Source organism: Psychroflexus sp. MBR-150 (assembly GCF_053628795.1).
The window spans coordinates 1-18009 of record NZ_JBRJHB010000002.1 but is presented as its reverse complement, the minus strand read 5'-3'; the positions used below and the strand labels follow the sequence as shown (position 1 = coordinate 18009).

At 32.5% G+C, this 18009-nt stretch carries 14 protein-coding genes, 1 tRNA gene and 1 CRISPR repeat array; of the genes, 12 read left to right on the top strand and 3 right to left on the bottom strand.

Annotation, left to right across the window (positions count from 1 at the left end):
* The first annotated feature begins 15 nt into the window (after window positions 1-15).
* The 6 genes from ACSSV5_RS01215 to cas4 all read left to right on the top strand — a co-directional run bounded on the left by ACSSV5_RS01215 (window position 16) and on the right by cas4 (window position 3288).
* Window positions 16-249 carry a hypothetical protein gene (locus tag ACSSV5_RS01215; protein ID WP_454244445.1) on the top strand — a complete coding sequence of 78 codons (234 nt, stop codon included), beginning with the start codon at window positions 16-18 and terminating at the stop codon, window positions 247-249.
* Window positions 242-610, top strand: a complete 369-nt coding sequence (locus ACSSV5_RS01210; RefSeq protein ID WP_211065424.1) for a type II toxin-antitoxin system VapC family toxin — start codon at window positions 242-244, stop codon at window positions 608-610. The genes ACSSV5_RS01215 and ACSSV5_RS01210 overlap by 8 nt, the downstream gene beginning before the upstream one ends.
* Window positions 611-612: 2 nt before the next feature.
* On the top strand, window positions 613-1296 hold the full coding sequence (locus ACSSV5_RS01205) for a CRISPR-associated endonuclease Cas6 (RefSeq protein WP_454244444.1): 684 nt from the start codon (window positions 613-615) through the stop codon (window positions 1294-1296).
* Window positions 1296-2288: a CRISPR-associated endonuclease Cas1 gene (cas1, locus tag ACSSV5_RS01200; protein WP_454244443.1), complete on the top strand. Its 993-nt coding sequence runs from the start codon at window positions 1296-1298 to the stop codon at window positions 2286-2288. Before ACSSV5_RS01205 ends, cas1 begins: the two co-directional genes overlap by 1 nt.
* Window positions 2289-2422: 134 nt before the next feature.
* A complete protein-coding gene (gene cas2, locus ACSSV5_RS01195) occupies window positions 2423-2713 on the top strand; it encodes a CRISPR-associated endonuclease Cas2 (RefSeq protein WP_211065422.1) in 291 nt (96 codons plus the stop codon).
* On the top strand, window positions 2713-3288 hold the full coding sequence (gene cas4, locus ACSSV5_RS01190; RefSeq protein ID WP_454244442.1) for a CRISPR-associated protein Cas4: 576 nt from the start codon (window positions 2713-2715) through the stop codon (window positions 3286-3288). Before cas2 ends, cas4 begins: the two co-directional genes overlap by 1 nt.
* Window positions 3289-3481: 193 nt before the next feature.
* Window positions 3482-11384: a CRISPR direct-repeat array (repeat unit 37 nt; unit sequence CTTAAAAACCAATTCCACCAAAAACAAGGATTGAAAC).
* An 83-nt stretch (window positions 11385-11467) separates the two neighbouring features.
* Here the strand turns inward: cas4 and ACSSV5_RS01185 are convergent.
* Window positions 11468-11755: a DUF493 family protein gene (locus ACSSV5_RS01185; protein ID WP_211065420.1), complete on the bottom strand. Its 288-nt coding sequence runs from the start codon at window positions 11753-11755 to the stop codon at window positions 11468-11470.
* Between the two features lie 96 nt (window positions 11756-11851).
* Here ACSSV5_RS01185 and ACSSV5_RS01180 point away from each other — a divergent pair, with 96 nt between their 5' ends.
* The 5 genes from ACSSV5_RS01180 (at window position 11852) to ACSSV5_RS01160 (ending at window position 16321) form a co-directional block, all read left to right on the top strand.
* Window positions 11852-12406: an AAA family ATPase gene (locus tag ACSSV5_RS01180; protein WP_454244441.1), complete on the top strand. Its 555-nt coding sequence runs from the start codon at window positions 11852-11854 to the stop codon at window positions 12404-12406.
* Window positions 12403-14310, top strand: coding sequence for a RecQ family ATP-dependent DNA helicase (locus tag ACSSV5_RS01175; protein WP_454244440.1), 1908 nt, complete (start codon window positions 12403-12405; stop codon window positions 14308-14310). The genes ACSSV5_RS01180 and ACSSV5_RS01175 overlap by 4 nt, the downstream gene beginning before the upstream one ends.
* The gene (gene fmt / locus ACSSV5_RS01170) at window positions 14307-15254 is read left to right on the top strand and encodes a methionyl-tRNA formyltransferase (RefSeq protein ID WP_454244439.1); all 948 of its coding nucleotides are present in this window, start codon (window positions 14307-14309) and stop codon (window positions 15252-15254) included. The genes ACSSV5_RS01175 and fmt overlap by 4 nt, the downstream gene beginning before the upstream one ends.
* A 146-nt stretch (window positions 15255-15400) precedes the next feature.
* Window positions 15401-15673: an HU family DNA-binding protein gene (locus ACSSV5_RS01165; RefSeq protein WP_125086043.1), complete on the top strand. Its 273-nt coding sequence runs from the start codon at window positions 15401-15403 to the stop codon at window positions 15671-15673.
* Window positions 15674-15757: 84 nt separating this feature from the next.
* On the top strand, window positions 15758-16321 hold the full coding sequence (locus ACSSV5_RS01160) for a YqgE/AlgH family protein (RefSeq protein ID WP_454244438.1): 564 nt from the start codon (window positions 15758-15760) through the stop codon (window positions 16319-16321).
* On the opposite strand, the gene ACSSV5_RS01155 is transcribed toward ACSSV5_RS01160, so the two are convergent.
* The gene (locus tag ACSSV5_RS01155; RefSeq protein ID WP_454244437.1) at window positions 16318-17163 is read right to left on the bottom strand and encodes an aminotransferase class IV; all 846 of its coding nucleotides are present in this window, start codon (window positions 17161-17163) and stop codon (window positions 16318-16320) included. The genes ACSSV5_RS01160 and ACSSV5_RS01155 overlap by 4 nt on opposite strands.
* 12 nt (window positions 17164-17175) lie before the next feature.
* The gene (locus tag ACSSV5_RS01150) at window positions 17176-17562 is read right to left on the bottom strand and encodes an START-like domain-containing protein (protein ID WP_211065413.1); all 387 of its coding nucleotides are present in this window, start codon (window positions 17560-17562) and stop codon (window positions 17176-17178) included.
* A gap of 304 nt (window positions 17563-17866) precedes the next feature.
* Between ACSSV5_RS01150 and ACSSV5_RS01145 the strand changes: the two genes are divergently transcribed.
* Window positions 17867-17940, top strand: a tRNA-Met gene (locus ACSSV5_RS01145).
* Window positions 17941-18009: the final 69 nt, after the last annotated feature.

Sequence of the window (18009 nt, the reverse complement as noted above, 5' to 3'; positions counted from 1 at the left end):
AAAACATAAAACACCATGCAAATCACCATTTCAGGAAAAGATAAAAAACGACTACAGCAAGTTGAGGATTTAGCTAAAAGTTTAGGGTTAACAATCTCAAAGAAACAGCTACTAAAAGAAAAAAAGAAAGAAGCAGCCATTGAGGCTCTCAAAGAATTAAGAAAAATGGGGACTTTTAAAGACATCAAAGACCCAATAGCTTGGCAAAAAGAACAGCGTAAAGATCGTAACATTGTTAGAGATGAATAAATTACTCTTGGATTCTAATATTATCATTGGTGTTGCAAATGGAAAGTTTGACATCTCACAAATAGAAAATACTACATTATTAGTATCCGAAATTACAAGACTAGAAGTTTTTGGATATCATAAACTACGATCACAAGAGGAAAAATTGTTAGAACAATTTTTCAAGAATATTCAATGCTTACCTGTTTCTAAAACGATTATTAACCTGGCTATTGAATTTAGAAAGCAAAAATCAATGAGCATAGGTGATGCCATCATCGCAACCATTGCCATAAACCATAAATTGCCTCTATCTACTGCTAACACAAAAGATTTTCAACATATTGAAAAATTAGATTTAGTTAACCCACTTGAAATTTAAAGATGTCAGAAGTTTCTACCCAAAACATCCAAATTTGCAAAGTTCAATTTCCTGAAATAGAATTAAGAACCAGAGATGCTCACAAATTACGCGGATATTTTGGGCTCTTATTTAAAGAACATTCACCACTGCTAAGCAACCATTATGAAGATGGCAGTTTACGTTATCGCTATCCTTTAGTGCAGTATAAAGTCATTGACAAAACCCCTATTTTGGTCGGTATAAATGAAGGCGGTGAATTGCTAACCCAATTGTTTTTAAAAATCAATCAATTAGACATAGATGGCAAAAATTATGTCATCCATTCTAAAAATATCAGCAATCAGGCTTATGAAGTTGGATTTTCAAAAGATTTAAATGAATACAAATTTAAAACCCTTTGGCTTGCACTTAACCAAAACAATCATCAAAAATACATAGCATTTAAAACCGAAACCGAAAAGGAAGACATGCTCAAACGTATTGTAATCGGTCATGTTTTAAGCCTGTTTAGAAACATCGGCGTTGAATTAAAACCAAATGAAAGATTGATGACAAAATTAGATGTAAAACAAAAACAAACCAAGTTTAAAGATAAAAGTATGTTGGCATTTACGGGTAGTTTTATTTTAAACGCTTTACTTCCAGATGACATAGGCTTAGGCAAGTCCGTTTCGAGGGGTTTTGGAACAATTCAAAAACAATAATGCAAATATTTATCAACACATACGGCACTTATCTTCACGTCAAAGACGAGATGTTTGAAATAAAGATTCGTGAAGACAAAACCAAACCTGTAAAAATCAATCACATTGCAGCCCACAAAATTACATCTTTTGTGATTTCAAAAGGAGCGGCACTATCTACCGATGCTATTGCATTAGCTCTGAAACACAATATTGATATTGTGATTGTAGAAAACAACGGTCATCCTATGGGCAGGTTTTGGCACAGCAAACTCGGTAGCACTTCAAAGATTAGAAAAAAACAACTTGAAGCATCTTTAAATCAAGAAGGCTTAAAATGGGTAAAAAATTGGTTAAGCCAAAAACTTGAAAATCAAGCCGATTTTTTACAAGATTTAAAAAAGCATCGTAAAAAATTGCATCAAGAACTCAATAACGCCATTGAAAATATTTTAGAATACCGTCAAAAAATTCAACAAAAAAAAGCAGAAAATGTCAATGATATAGCCGAATCATTCCGAGGTTGGGAAGGTTCTGCTGGGCGACAATATTTTGATGCACTTTCCAAATGTATGCCAAATGATTTTACCTTTAAAGGAAGAAGTTTCAGACCCGCTCAAGATGAATTTAATGCAATGCTAAATTATGGCTATGGAATTTTGTACAGCCGAACCGAACGGGCATTAATGTTGGCAGGATTAGATCCATACATCGGTTTTATGCACAGAGACGATTACAACTCAAAAAGCCTAGTTTTTGATTATATCGAATCCTATCGCATTCACGCAGAACGCTTTATATTTAGGCTTTTTACAGGAAAGAAAATCAACAAAAGCTATTTCGACACGTTCAAAGCTGGTATTTCACTAAACGAAGATGGCAAAGCTTTTTTTGTTGGACCTTTTTTAGATTATATCGATAGTGATAAAATAAGATATAAAGGCAGATTGCAAACCAGAATGAACGCTATGCAGTTAGATGCACATCGGTTTGCAAATACCTTGATTGAGTAGATACTAAGAGAGTTTTGAAATGTATGAGTAAGAGAATGCTTGAATAGTAGAATGGTAGAATGTTTGAATGTTTTTTGCTATTTAGAATAATTTCATTCAGCCATTCACATTGAAACTTATAAAAACAAAACAACATGATTATCTGGGTTTTATACGACATAAAAAACGACGGTGCAAGAAATTTTGTATCCAAAGCTTGTCTTAAATCAGGACTATATCGAGTGCAATACTCATGTTTTCTTGGGACTATGAATGCCAATGAAAAAGACACATTAGAACTACAAATAGAAAAAGTTATTAATGAAGATACCGATAAAGTATATATTTTCAGAATGAACAAAGAACAGCTTAAAGAATGTAGTATGTTAGGACAAGCCTTTGACGATAAACTGGTGACCGACGAAATTAAATCTCTTTTTTTCTAATGCTAAGCTTTTATCCATCACAAATCATTGAATATCTATATTGCCCAAGATACACCTATTTTGAGTATGTGTTACGCATTCCACAGCAGGAAGATAAATTTTACAAAGTTCAAAGAGGAAGAGAAATACACAACAAAAAACTAGAACAAAATAAAGCATATCTAAGAAAGAAAATAGGAGTGAAAAACAAATACCTTGACCAATATCTCGGTATTGAAGGCTTAAGAGGCAAAGTTGATGAGGTTTTAGAATTGAACGACGGAAATTTTGCTCCATTAGATTATAAATTTGCTCATTGGAAAGACAAAGTGTATGAAACCTATAAGCAACAGCTATTTTGTTATGCCGTTTTAATAGAAAAAAATTTTAAGTCAAAAGTTAATAAAGGTTTCTTGGTCTATATAAGAAGTCAGCATAAACTTATTGAAGTAGAAGTCTCAAAAAAAGATAAACAAAAAATACAAGACAGTATGAAAGCAATGACTGACATCATAAGTAAAAATAAATTTCCAAGAGCAACAAGTTATAAAAAAAGATGTTTAAATTGCACTTATAGAAATATTTGCATTAAATAAGTTTTCCGAGGACAAATTTATTTTAAAGCCAATAAAAATACAGTGTAATGTCAACGATAAAAGTCAGTTTAGAATACGGAACAACATCAAAAAAACAACAAATTAAGTTCTTTGACATACTAGAAAATATGATTTTAAGAAAGGTAAATACAGTGAAAAGTATAGTAAAAACAAGCAACAAGCAAAAAATCGGCTTAAAAACCAATTCCACCAAAAACAAGGATTGAAACTTAATCTCATAATCAGCAATAAGCTGTCCGCGTTCACTTAAAAACCAATTCCACCAAAAACAAGGATTGAAACCCATTTGCTTCGATGGTTTCGGATGAAGGCAACATACTTAAAAACCAATTCCACCAAAAACAAGGATTGAAACTTTTCCTGAATTAGAAGGGTTAATTTTAGATGATTCCTTAAAAACCAATTCCACCAAAAACAAGGATTGAAACATGCTTAACGAATTTAACCAAGTCAATTCAATAATTCTTAAAAACCAATTCCACCAAAAACAAGGATTGAAACGATGATAGCGAGCGGTTAGAACTAGCCAAAAGCACTCTTAAAAACCAATTCCACCAAAAACAAGGATTGAAACTAGATCAAATTACTTTATTGATATCAGATAGTTTAACTTAAAAACCAATTCCACCAAAAACAAGGATTGAAACTCTTCTTCATCATGTGGAGAAAAATGGGCGTGCATACTTAAAAACCAATTCCACCAAAAACAAGGATTGAAACTAAGTGAGCTGGCCAGTTTGATATAAAAACAGGAACTTAAAAACCAATTCCACCAAAAACAAGGATTGAAACAAAGCTTCGTAAACATTGATGTCTAAGTATTTTTTCCTTAAAAACCAATTCCACCAAAAACAAGGATTGAAACGCTTCAATATGCCATTTCCTGTTTTTATATCAAACTCTTAAAAACCAATTCCACCAAAAACAAGGATTGAAACTGGTAACCTTGCACAGCACCACTATCTTGAAGATGGCTTAAAAACCAATTCCACCAAAAACAAGGATTGAAACAGTAAGCCGTCGAGATTAGGTCTTTTGTCGCCTGTCTTAAAAACCAATTCCACCAAAAACAAGGATTGAAACGATGATAGCGAGCGGTTAGAACTAGCCAAAAGCACTCTTAAAAACCAATTCCACCAAAAACAAGGATTGAAACTAGATCAAATTACTTTATTGATATCAGATAGTTTAACTTAAAAACCAATTCCACCAAAAACAAGGATTGAAACTCTTCTTCATCATGTGGAGAAAAATGGGCGTGCATACTTAAAAACCAATTCCACCAAAAACAAGGATTGAAACTAAGTGAGCTGGCCAGTTTGATATAAAAACAGGAACTTAAAAACCAATTCCACCAAAAACAAGGATTGAAACAAAGCTTCGTAAACATTGATGTCTAAGTATTTTTTCCTTAAAAACCAATTCCACCAAAAACAAGGATTGAAACGCTTCAATATGCCATTTCCTGTTTTTATATCAAACTCTTAAAAACCAATTCCACCAAAAACAAGGATTGAAACTGGTAACCTTGCACAGCACCACTATCTTGAAGATGGCTTAAAAACCAATTCCACCAAAAACAAGGATTGAAACAGTAAGCCGTCGAGATTAGGTCTTTTGTCGCCTGTCTTAAAAACCAATTCCACCAAAAACAAGGATTGAAACTTTTTGTTGTGTTTTTGCATAAGCCATTTTGGAAACTTAAAAACCAATTCCACCAAAAACAAGGATTGAAACGAACGGGTTTAAATGTGGAATATAAAGAACATTTTGCTTAAAAACCAATTCCACCAAAAACAAGGATTGAAACCACACCACAAGCCTAAAAAACTTGATTTAAAAGAAACTTAAAAACCAATTCCACCAAAAACAAGGATTGAAACTGGCCAAGACTGGGATAGAACCAAAAGCGATGCCTACTTAAAAACCAATTCCACCAAAAACAAGGATTGAAACATTTATCTAATATTTCAAGAAATATTCTGTCTGAGTTCTTAAAAACCAATTCCACCAAAAACAAGGATTGAAACAGATCACATTCATATACGTAAGGCTGAATAAGTGAACTTAAAAACCAATTCCACCAAAAACAAGGATTGAAACAGTCGTGATACTGACCTTCAGGTAAACCAAAATTCATCTTAAAAACCAATTCCACCAAAAACAAGGATTGAAACATTTTTCCCCCGATTGTAGGCTCGGGGGCTCGCCTTCTTAAAAACCAATTCCACCAAAAACAAGGATTGAAACAAGTTACGTATAAGTGTGGATTCGTTGATATCAACTTAAAAACCAATTCCACCAAAAACAAGGATTGAAACATTGATAAAATAATTAATCACATCAACAAATGAAAACTTAAAAACCAATTCCACCAAAAACAAGGATTGAAACAACGTCATAAATTGACCGTTCGCATTACGTGGCGTTCTTAAAAACCAATTCCACCAAAAACAAGGATTGAAACTATGGTCTCAAGTTTTGCTAATGTTGATATTTTACAGCTTAAAAACCAATTCCACCAAAAACAAGGATTGAAACTAGCCGTTTGATAAATGAACATTTAATTTTTCTACTTAAAAACCAATTCCACCAAAAACAAGGATTGAAACTTGGATAATCTAACTTATCCATCTGCAAGCGAATGACTTAAAAACCAATTCCACCAAAAACAAGGATTGAAACATATATAAAACAAAAAACAACCCCTTGCAATTTCACTTAAAAACCAATTCCACCAAAAACAAGGATTGAAACCTTCACGAAATTATAAGACGCGATTGGCTTATAGACTTAAAAACCAATTCCACCAAAAACAAGGATTGAAACTCTGCTTGTAATCTTTTAATAGAAATTTGTTCTTTTACTTAAAAACCAATTCCACCAAAAACAAGGATTGAAACAATGGTCTGGCTTTGATGTTCCGTTGTGTCCAAGTACTTAAAAACCAATTCCACCAAAAACAAGGATTGAAACAGCTTAGAAAAGGCTTCTTGTTGGTGAGTATATAACTTAAAAACCAATTCCACCAAAAACAAGGATTGAAACAATGAAATAAGATGGTCTTCCGGTATTTTGCCATTCTTAAAAACCAATTCCACCAAAAACAAGGATTGAAACGTATTTCTAAGAGATCATCAACCGCTTTGTAGTATTCTTAAAAACCAATTCCACCAAAAACAAGGATTGAAACTTGTAGTTCAAGTTTTCTAAATCAGCTTCTAAAAGCTTAAAAACCAATTCCACCAAAAACAAGGATTGAAACGAGGTAGCGTTGACTTTACGCATTTCGGCATTGACTCTTAAAAACCAATTCCACCAAAAACAAGGATTGAAACCTAAAATTTGATGTTGAACATCTGATGCAGTTGCATCTTAAAAACCAATTCCACCAAAAACAAGGATTGAAACACGTTTTCCTTTTTTTCTTTGTCATAAAAAGAAAAACTTAAAAACCAATTCCACCAAAAACAAGGATTGAAACAAATTAAGTCGGCACAAACTAAATACTCTCCAGCTTCTTAAAAACCAATTCCACCAAAAACAAGGATTGAAACATTGGTTCAGTTTTCAAACTTATAGATGTTCTTATCTTAAAAACCAATTCCACCAAAAACAAGGATTGAAACTTTGCATAAAATCTAATTGCTTTATGACCAACACCGCTTAAAAACCAATTCCACCAAAAACAAGGATTGAAACCTTAAATCTGGTATTTTAAGCCAAAAATTAATAGCTTAAAAACCAATTCCACCAAAAACAAGGATTGAAACGGTTATAATCCAAATGTAAATATAAGTGATATTCCACTTAAAAACCAATTCCACCAAAAACAAGGATTGAAACAAAAAAACGGAACAAAAGCCTGAATCAAATCCAGAACTTAAAAACCAATTCCACCAAAAACAAGGATTGAAACAATTCCTGAAATTGCAAGGCAACTTGAAGTTCTGGTCTTAAAAACCAATTCCACCAAAAACAAGGATTGAAACTAATGGTAATGTTCACCCTATAGTAACCGGTGCCACTTAAAAACCAATTCCACCAAAAACAAGGATTGAAACTAGCCGTAAATAGCAACTTCAAAAATTTCTTTTTCCTTAAAAACCAATTCCACCAAAAACAAGGATTGAAACAAAATGATTAACAAACAAAGTGATTATCATTAGAAGCTTAAAAACCAATTCCACCAAAAACAAGGATTGAAACAGAAACTTTAACACTCACATGTAAGTGAATTTCACTCTTAAAAACCAATTCCACCAAAAACAAGGATTGAAACCGTTATAGTTGTTAACGCTGTGTCAATGTCAACACCTTAAAAACCAATTCCACCAAAAACAAGGATTGAAACCGTTTAAGATTTACGATTATTTGTGCTATTATATTCTTAAAAACCAATTCCACCAAAAACAAGGATTGAAACAGGCTGCACAGAACAACAGAGCTTTAGCTAGAGAAACTTAAAAACCAATTCCACCAAAAACAAGGATTGAAACTAAAATAGACGTCAAGCATTCTAATCCTTATATCACGCTTAAAAACCAATTCCACCAAAAACAAGGATTGAAACAGCACTATTGCAATAGTAAATGGCAGGTGGTATTTTCTTAAAAACCAATTCCACCAAAAACAAGGATTGAAACAAAGTATTGAGTTTGACGAAATTAAAGGCGATGGTACTTAAAAACCAATTCCACCAAAAACAAGGATTGAAACCCAACACCTGAAAAACTAACAAATCCAACTACTTCACTTAAAAACCAATTCCACCAAAAACAAGGATTGAAACACCCAACTAATATTGTTTTCAAAAACAAGTTTGGAGCTTAAAAACCAATTCCACCAAAAACAAGGATTGAAACAAAGCTATTAACGATAAGGAACAAATGCTTTTAGGCTTAAAAACCAATTCCACCAAAAACAAGGATTGAAACTTCAATGTTTCTATACTAAGTTGGTCTTTTTTGATACTTAAAAACCAATTCCACCAAAAACAAGGATTGAAACAATGTCTAAGTTTGAAAGGGTAATAAAATGGCGTTTCTTAAAAACCAATTCCACCAAAAACAAGGATTGAAACTCCATATTATTCCAAATACATCTTGTGATGAGTGCATCTTAAAAACCAATTCCACCAAAAACAAGGATTGAAACACTATGAAGAATACCTATTAAAATGCAATGTTGACTCTTAAAAACCAATTCCACCAAAAACAAGGATTGAAACAAAATATCTCTGCTTTAAATTGTAATCCCATTATTTCTTAAAAACCAATTCCACCAAAAACAAGGATTGAAACATCCAGTTGCTGCATCTTCGCCACCTACATTGTTAGCTTAAAAACCAATTCCACCAAAAACAAGGATTGAAACAGAATATAAAAATATGAGCTTCATAACAGACAACTCTTAAAAACCAATTCCACCAAAAACAAGGATTGAAACATGGTATAAGGTCAATTGAAATAAGAGGAAATGACACTTAAAAACCAATTCCACCAAAAACAAGGATTGAAACATTGGGTTTATAATTCATCGACATCTAAACACGCATCTTAAAAACCAATTCCACCAAAAACAAGGATTGAAACATAGACGGAGAACTTCAAAAATGAAGCGGTTGGGATTCTTAAAAACCAATTCCACCAAAAACAAGGATTGAAACTCTGGCAAAAATTGACCTATACCACCTATATACACACTTAAAAACCAATTCCACCAAAAACAAGGATTGAAACACAGTTAGTGAAGTTTTAAGTATGTTAGGGTTATCTCTTAAAAACCAATTCCACCAAAAACAAGGATTGAAACAGATAAAAGTTGCCCAAGCCTTGCTAAAAGTAGGATCTTAAAAACCAATTCCACCAAAAACAAGGATTGAAACAGGCTCTAATCTTGTTAATGATATTGTCTTCATTGTCTTAAAAACCAATTCCACCAAAAACAAGGATTGAAACGTAGATATATTGGTTAAAGTCGCTTACTTGGTCGCTCTTAAAAACCAATTCCACCAAAAACAAGGATTGAAACTGGCATATTTGTCAAAATACGTATTGTTTACACCACTTAAAAACCAATTCCACCAAAAACAAGGATTGAAACGAACGCTTGCCCATGAAAGATGAGTTGATATACGCTTAAAAACCAATTCCACCAAAAACAAGGATTGAAACGTCGCCAAAATATTATCTGGCGAAACATCGGCAGATCTTAAAAACCAATTCCACCAAAAACAAGGATTGAAACCAAAAATCAATGCAAGCAACTCAAATCATCTTTGGCTTAAAAACCAATTCCACCAAAAACAAGGATTGAAACAAACTAAGTTCTAAACTTTCTATTTCCCACATTTTTTCTTAAAAACCAATTCCACCAAAAACAAGGATTGAAACTATATTAAAATTTTGTGTTTCTTTTTCGCTTGCCTCTTAAAAACCAATTCCACCAAAAACAAGGATTGAAACTTCAGCTTTAAAGGTTCGCATTGTTGGAGCTGTTCGCTTAAAAACCAATTCCACCAAAAACAAGGATTGAAACAATTACCAACACACTCGATTAGCTCCATAAAAGATTCTTAAAAACCAATTCCACCAAAAACAAGGATTGAAACAGAAAGAATAGTAATTAATTATAGGTTTGTCTTCTACTTAAAAACCAATTCCACCAAAAACAAGGATTGAAACAACTTAATTTTTTACTGTTTAGTAAATTGTTTGGACTTAAAAACCAATTCCACCAAAAACAAGGATTGAAACAGTCAATCATATTGCTTTTTTATTTAAGTCATTTATCTTAAAAACCAATTCCACCAAAAACAAGGATTGAAACGTGAAGCTTGGGCAAAATTTGTAATAAGAGAGTATGCTTAAAAACCAATTCCACCAAAAACAAGGATTGAAACACCGCAGGACTGGTGGCATTAACTTCTGAAACAGAACTTAAAAACCAATTCCACCAAAAACAAGGATTGAAACTCTCACTTTCATTCCTTATTTTTTCAGGCTCTATTTCTTAAAAACCAATTCCACCAAAAACAAGGATTGAAACATCGGCAACGCTTCATAGCCGAATCCCGTTATTTTCTTAAAAACCAATTCCACCAAAAACAAGGATTGAAACAAACTAAGTTCTAAACTTTCTATTTCCCACATTTTTTCTTAAAAACCAATTCCACCAAAAACAAGGATTGAAACAAGGAAGACAAGCGATTGTTTGAAAAAAAAATAACGCTTAAAAACCAATTCCACCAAAAACAAGGATTGAAACCATAACTACACGAGCGAGGGAGATTTGATTTTAGACACTTAAAAACCAATTCCACCAAAAACAAGGATTGAAACACGTAACCGCCAGTAACATAGTCCCACGTTCCTCCACTTAAAAACCAATTCCACCAAAAACAAGGATTGAAACTTTGTGTAAAGTATTTTTTAACGCCGTCCTTTTCGTACTTAAAAACCAATTCCACCAAAAACAAGGATTGAAACATCGAGTTTTAGTTAATTCAATAGCTGTGATTTTGTCTTAAAAACCAATTCCACCAAAAACAAGGATTGAAACTGGATTAGGCTTAAAAGACAGAAACAATAATCTTATCTTAAAAACCAATTCCACCAAAAACAAGGATTGAAACACCAAAATTCAACAAGTGATGTTTTACCTTTAAACCACTTAAAAACCAATTCCACCAAAAACAAGGATTGAAACTAAGGAATTATGGGAGTTAACCGTATTCAAGTCTGAACTTAAAAACCAATTCCACCAAAAACAAGGATTGAAACATACTCGTTTCATTTCAATAAGTCGTGGTAGGTAGTCTTAAAAACCAATTCCACCAAAAACAAGGATTGAAACGACACCCTAAACAATTCGTCCCAGTAATGGCTTGGCGGCTTAAAAACCAATTCCACCAAAAACAAGGATTGAAACAGCAAATCAACTACATGTTCAGGCGTTCTTTTGTCTTAAAAACCAATTCCACCAAAAACAAGGATTGAAACCAAGCCGTTGTTCCATAAGGTATATCGCATAATATCTTAAAAACCAATTCCACCAAAAACAAGGATTGAAACTAGCGATTTTAGTTGGTGATTTGTCAAAATTAAACTAAACAGTAATGAGAACTCTTACTATTTTATATCCGATTTTCGCAAGTTTATAAAGAAATAACACCTTCTATTTGATAGCCAACGATTTTATATTTTTGAATTACCGCGTTTGGCGATTTCATATGTAAACGAACAGAAATACTGGTGTAATTTCCTTTAGATGATGTTTTGGTTTTAATAACCGCACCTGTATAATTGAAAATTTCTGAAATTTTATCAATCTTAGCTTGATCAGTTGGTATGATGAATTTAAAAATATATTCACTTGGCCAATTTGAAGTTTCTTGCAATCGTTGTTCGAGTTTATTATAAAAGTCTTCAGCTTTAGAATCCAAATCTCACTTTTTTACAAATATAAGCTTATCTTTTTATTTTAAAAACAAGCCGTCTTGTTAAATATATTTATTTTGCAAATCATAATAATTTAATATATGATTTTTGATTCTCAAACGTCCATCGTGCTGTTTATTGGAGCACCTTCTACGGGTAAAACTTCTGTAATTAATGCTTTAAAAGACAAAGGCTATACATGTTATGATGAAATTTCACGTCAAGTCACTCAAGAAGCTCGTGATGAAGGCGTTGAACATTTGTTTAGAGAACAACCTTTACTATTTAGCGAAAAACTTCTAAACGGACGAATCCATCAATTTTTAAGTGCAAAAGCCTTAAATCAATCGCCAATCTTTATTGATCGAGGTTTGCCTGACATTACAGCTTATCTCGATATGATAAAAATGCATTATCCTGAAAAATTTAAATTAGCTAATGAGAAATATCGATATGATAAAGTTTTTTGGTTTCCCTTTTGGAAAAATATTTATACCTCAGATGAAGAAAGATACGAAGATGAACAACTGGCAAAAAACATTGAAACACATTTGATAAAAAGCTATAAATCATTAGATTATGATTTAATTGAAATGCCACATTCTGATATTGAAGAGCGTCTAAATTTTTTAATGTCACATCTAAAATTAAAATGAAAAAACCTAAAGACATACTATATCAATACTGGAAATTTAGCAGTTTTAGAGGACTTCAAGAAGAAGTTATTAAAGCCAGTTTAAATCAACAGGATTGCTGTGTGTTTTTTCCAACTGGAGGTGGTAAGTCTATGTGTTTTCAAGTGCCTGCTCTCGCTAAAGAAGGTGTTTGTGTTGTGATTTCGCCCTTGATTAGTTTGATGCAAGACCAAGTGCAAAACCTAAAGCTCAAAGGAATTAAAGCTATACATCTTAAAGGCGGTTTATCTTACAATGACACGAATAGAATATTTGACAACATCAATAATGCCAAATACAAATTTTTATATCTTTCACCTGAAAAACTGCAAAATCCTCTATTATTAGAACGTCTTAAATATTTGAATATCAATTTGATTGCCATAGATGAAGCACATTGTATTTCGCAATGGGGTCACGATTTTAGACCTGCTTTTTTAGAAATTTACAAATTGAGAGAAATTCATCCTGAAGTGCCTATGATGGCTTTGACAGCTACGGCGACACAAAAGGTTCAAGACGATATTAAAACCCAACTCAAGCTTAAAAATCCAAAAGTTTTTAAAAGCAGTTTTAAAAGACCCAATATTGCTATTCAAGTTTTAAAAACAGATAACAAATGGCAAACCTTGGTTCAGCAGGTTAAAAATGCAAAATCTTCAGTGATTGTTTATGTGAGAAGTAGAAAGTTGACTTTAGAATTGGCTACACTTTTAGAACAAAATAAGATTAGTGCCTCAGCTTTTCACGGTGGTTTGCTCAATCAAGAACGAAAAGATATTCTTGAACAATGGTTGAGCAATCGCAAAAAAGTTGTGGTAGCCACCAACGCTTTTGGTATGGGCATTGATAAACCCGATGTAGATTTGGTATTTCATATGCATTTGCCCGAAAGCCTTGAAAGTTACTATCAAGAAATCGGCAGAGCAGGTAGAAATGGCAAACGGGCACAAGCGACTTTAGTTTTTATTGATTCTGATATTGAAAAATTGAAGTTTATGCAATTAAGATATTTGCCTGATATAAAGTCGATTAAAACACTTTATAAACATCTGATGAGTTACTTGCAAATAGCCTATGGCGAAGGCGAAGGCGATGATTTTGATATAAATTTGAATCAATTTTGCCACAAATACAATCTAAATTTGAACCAAAGTTTTGAGGTTTTAAAACTTTTAGATCGATTGAGTGTGATAAGTCTTGATCAAAATTATCAGATCAATGCCAGATTGCAGATTTTAATTTCACACCAAAATTTATTTAATTTTTTAAGGCAAAACAAATCACTTTCAGATTTAATGACTTTAATTTTAAGAACTTATGGTGGTGTTTTTGATTTGATGACTAATATTAATTTAAATTTTTTAGCCAAGACACTTAAAGTTAATCAAAATAAAATTATAAAAGATTTAAAGACCCTTGAGTCAAGAGAAATTATCACACTTAAACTTCAAGAGCAAGATTTAAGCATAAAAATGCTTCAACCTAGAGAAGACGATCGAAGCATCAATATGCATATCAAGCATATTAAAATATATAGAAAACAAAAAATCAGACAAATTGAAGCAGTTGTCAGTTATATTCAAAACGATACAAATTGCAGACAAGTCCAGTTGTTAAAACACTTTGACGAAGAAAATCCTGAAAATTGCGGAATATGTTCTGTCTGTATAAAACAATTGGACGCAACTTCAAAACAAAAATCAAATCCATTAGATTTAGAAACCAAAGTTTTAAATATATTGGCTCAATCTTCAAAACCTTCATCTGAACTATTACAACAAATAGGTTGCAATCAAAATCAATTAGAAGTCGTGATAAAAGAATTGCTTGCACATCAAAAAATAAAAGTAGAGCCAAATAATCATTATAGTTTAAAAAAATGAGAACACTTAGAATTTTATTTATGGGAACGCCAGAATTTTCGGTGCCAATGTTAGAAGCTATTTACCAAAGTGAGCACAAGTTATCAGCTGTGGTTACAGCACCAGATAAACCCGCTGGACGAGGACGAAAGCTTAAAAAATCTGCTGTTAAAGTCTTTGCTGAAAAGCAAAATATTGAAGTTTTACAACCTACAAATTTAAAATCTGATGAATTTTTAAACCAGCTCAAAACATTGAACCCAAATCTTATTGTTGTTGTGGCTTTTAGAATGTTGCCTAAGCAAGTTTGGCAATTTCCAGAATTTGGCACCTTTAACCTACACGCTTCTTTATTGCCCAATTACAGAGGTGCTGCACCGATAAACTGGGCGATTATAAATGGCGAAACCCAAACTGGACTAACCACTTTTTTTATTGATGACAAAATTGACACAGGTCAAATTATTGATACAACAACACTGCCCATTTCAAAAACTGATAACGTAAAAGATGTTTATGAGAAAATGCTGCCCAAAGGAGTGGAATTGGTTTTAAAAACTTTAAAACAAATAGCTGAAAATAAAATCGAACTAAAACCACAAACTGAAAAAGAAAATTTAAAAACAGCACCAAAATTAAATAAAGAAAATACTAAGATAAATTGGAATCAATCTGGAAAAGAAATTTACAATTTAGTCAGAGGACTTTCACCTTATCCTATGGCGTGGTCAACTCTTGATAATATTAGCGAAAAAACTAATTGCAAAATTTCAAAGGTGAGTTTTCAAAAAGAAAAACACAATTTTCATAATGGCCATATTTCTATAAAAGATAAAAATATGCTTGTTGCAGTTAAGGATGGTTTTATAAAAATTGAAGAAATCAAGCTTTCTGGAAAACGTTTACTGAAAACTGCAGATTTATTAAATGGATATAGCATAAATGAGCTTGCTAAAATGACTTAAAACAAAATTTACGGTTGTTTTTGTTAATATTATGTTAAATTTATTAACAATTATTTATATTTATAAGCCAAAGGCTTGCGTAGATTGATATTCCATATAAATTTGTGAAGTGTTTATTGTTTAATTAAATCTTAAAAACTATTATTATGAACAAAACAAACTTAATCGATGCGATGGCTGAAGACGCTGGAGTTTCAAAAGCTGCTGCTAAAAAAGCATTAGAATCATTTTTAGACCACGTAGAAGGTGCCTTAAAAAAAGGTGACAGAGTATCTTTAGTAGGCTTTGGTTCTTGGTCAGTTTCTCGAAGAGCTGCTCGTGAAGGCAGAAACCCACAAACTGGTAAAACTATCAAAATTGCTGCTAAAAATGTAGTAAAATTTAAAGCAGGTTCTGACTTACAGAAAGCTGTAAACTAAATTTTAACGCACAACATTCTCAAGGCCTTATTTTTTTTAACAATAAGGTCTTTTTTTTTGTATAAAAATCTCTAACTTGCATAAATGATTTCAAATACAAAAATCCAAAAAGGCAATATTTTAATCGGTAAACCAAGCATGTTAGGCGACATAACGTTTAATAAAGCTGTGATACTCATCGCAGATTATAATGAAGAAGGCGTCGTTGGTTTTATGATTAATAAACCTTTAAATGAAGGTTTGCAAAATTTAGTTCACGATGTACACAAAGATTTTAAAGTGTTTGATGGCGGTCCAGTAGAAAGAGACAAATTGTTTATTATTCATTCAGTTCCTGAGCTTATTTCTGGTGGAATTAAAATCACAGAAGACATTTATTGGGGTGGTCAGCAACAAGATGTGGTAAGATTAATCAATCAAGGTGCAGTAAATAACAATCAAATCAAGTTTTTTCTTGGTTATTCTGGCTGGTCTTCAAATCAACTTCAAGATGAAATCAACAACGAGGTTTGGATATTAAAAGATGATATCACAAATCAAGAACTTATCAGCTGTTCAGACACCAGTTTTTGGAATAAAACCATAAAGTCTCTTGGTGGTGAATATTTAATTTGGTCTAATGCACCAGATAATCCAAATTATAACTAAACCAATCGGGCTTGGACATTGAGTTTACCCAACAATTCTTTAGCAACAGTATTTTCGTATTCTTTTTTACGATATTTTGATATTGGTTTAATACCTATAATTGCGTTGGTCAAAAACATTTCGTCAGCTTTTTGCAATTCAAAAGGTGAAATGCTTTCTTCCTTGAGTTCAAATTTTTCAGTTTTTTCAATTACATCAATCAATTTTTCTCTAATCACGCCTTTCAAACAGCCATCAGAAGTTGGAGGTGTTTTGATAGTATTGCCTTTTGCTAAAAATATGTTAGCATTAGTAAATTCAACAACTGATTTTTTTTCATTAAGCAGTAAACAATTGTCATAGCCATTTTCCTTAGCGTAAATGCTTCCTAAAATATTGACTAATTTATTATTGGTCTTTAAAGTTGACAACAATCCTGAATTGATAAAATGGTCTTTAAACAATTCGATTTCATAAAAATCATCATCAAGAGTAAAAAAAGGATTTTCAATAGAATCACAAGATATAAAGTAATCAATATCTCTATTTTCAGGATAATAAAGCCCACCAGTTTTTCTGCTGATATTGATTTTAACTTTAGCAGGTTGGTTATCTAAATGGTTTGATTTGATAAGATTTAATATCTCTTCTTCCAAAAATTCAGGTGAAAATTGCAAAGGAATCTGCATTCTCAATAGTCGCATAGAAGACATCAATCTAAAATAATGAGACTCCCAAAAGATGATTTTTGAATTGATCACTCTAATGGTTTCGAATAATGCATCGCCATATTGAAACCCTCTGTTGTCAAAAGGTATTTGAGCATTTTCTGGTTTAAACAGCTCGCCGTTAATGTTAATCATAAAAAAATAAGCTTATTTTGACCCCAATATTTGTTTTAAATCGGCAACCATATTTTCCCAAAGCATTTTGTTTTCATCGACTTCATCTTCTTCAGCATAATCGGTAATCATCAAGGAAACATCCTTAGTAATTTCATCAACTTGAATTCGCATTTCAAAAAAGTAAGGTGTATCTTCATCATCAACCCAGCGAAGTTTAATGCGTTCACCACTTTTTTTGGTTAGTAGTTTAGCTTGTTCTTCGCTTTCACCCCAGATAAAAGTAAAGATTTCACCGCGAGAGTTGATATTGTCAGCAAACCATTCACTGAGTCCAGAAGGTGTTGAAATATATTGGTAAAGTAAGCTGGGAGAAGCTTGTATAGGGAATTCTAATTCAAATTTTACTTTATCATTCATAATAATCAGTTTTTTAAAGAAAAGCAATATATGGATTTATTTCTAAGGGTAAAAGCAAAAGTTATAAAATTGGATTTAAAGTAATTTAAAATTATACTCCAAAAATCGGATTTAGTATCATCTAAAAAAAATAATAATTTTATATTTGCAAACTCAAAATGGCGAGGTAGTTTCCCGAATAACTCGGGACAAGCAACTTCGCTCCTCTGGCGAGGTAGCTTCCCGAATAACTCGGGACAAGCAACTTCGCTCCTCTGGCGAGGTAGCTTCCCGAATAACTCGGGACAAGCAACTTCGCTCCTCTGGCGAGGTAGCTCAGTTGGTTAGAGCGTCGGATTCATAACCCGGAGGTCGGCAGTTCGATTCTGCTCCTCGCTACAATTTTTAAGCCCTGATATGTTTGGGGTTTTCTTGTTTTTGTGAGCGTCGGATTCATATACGCCCGAG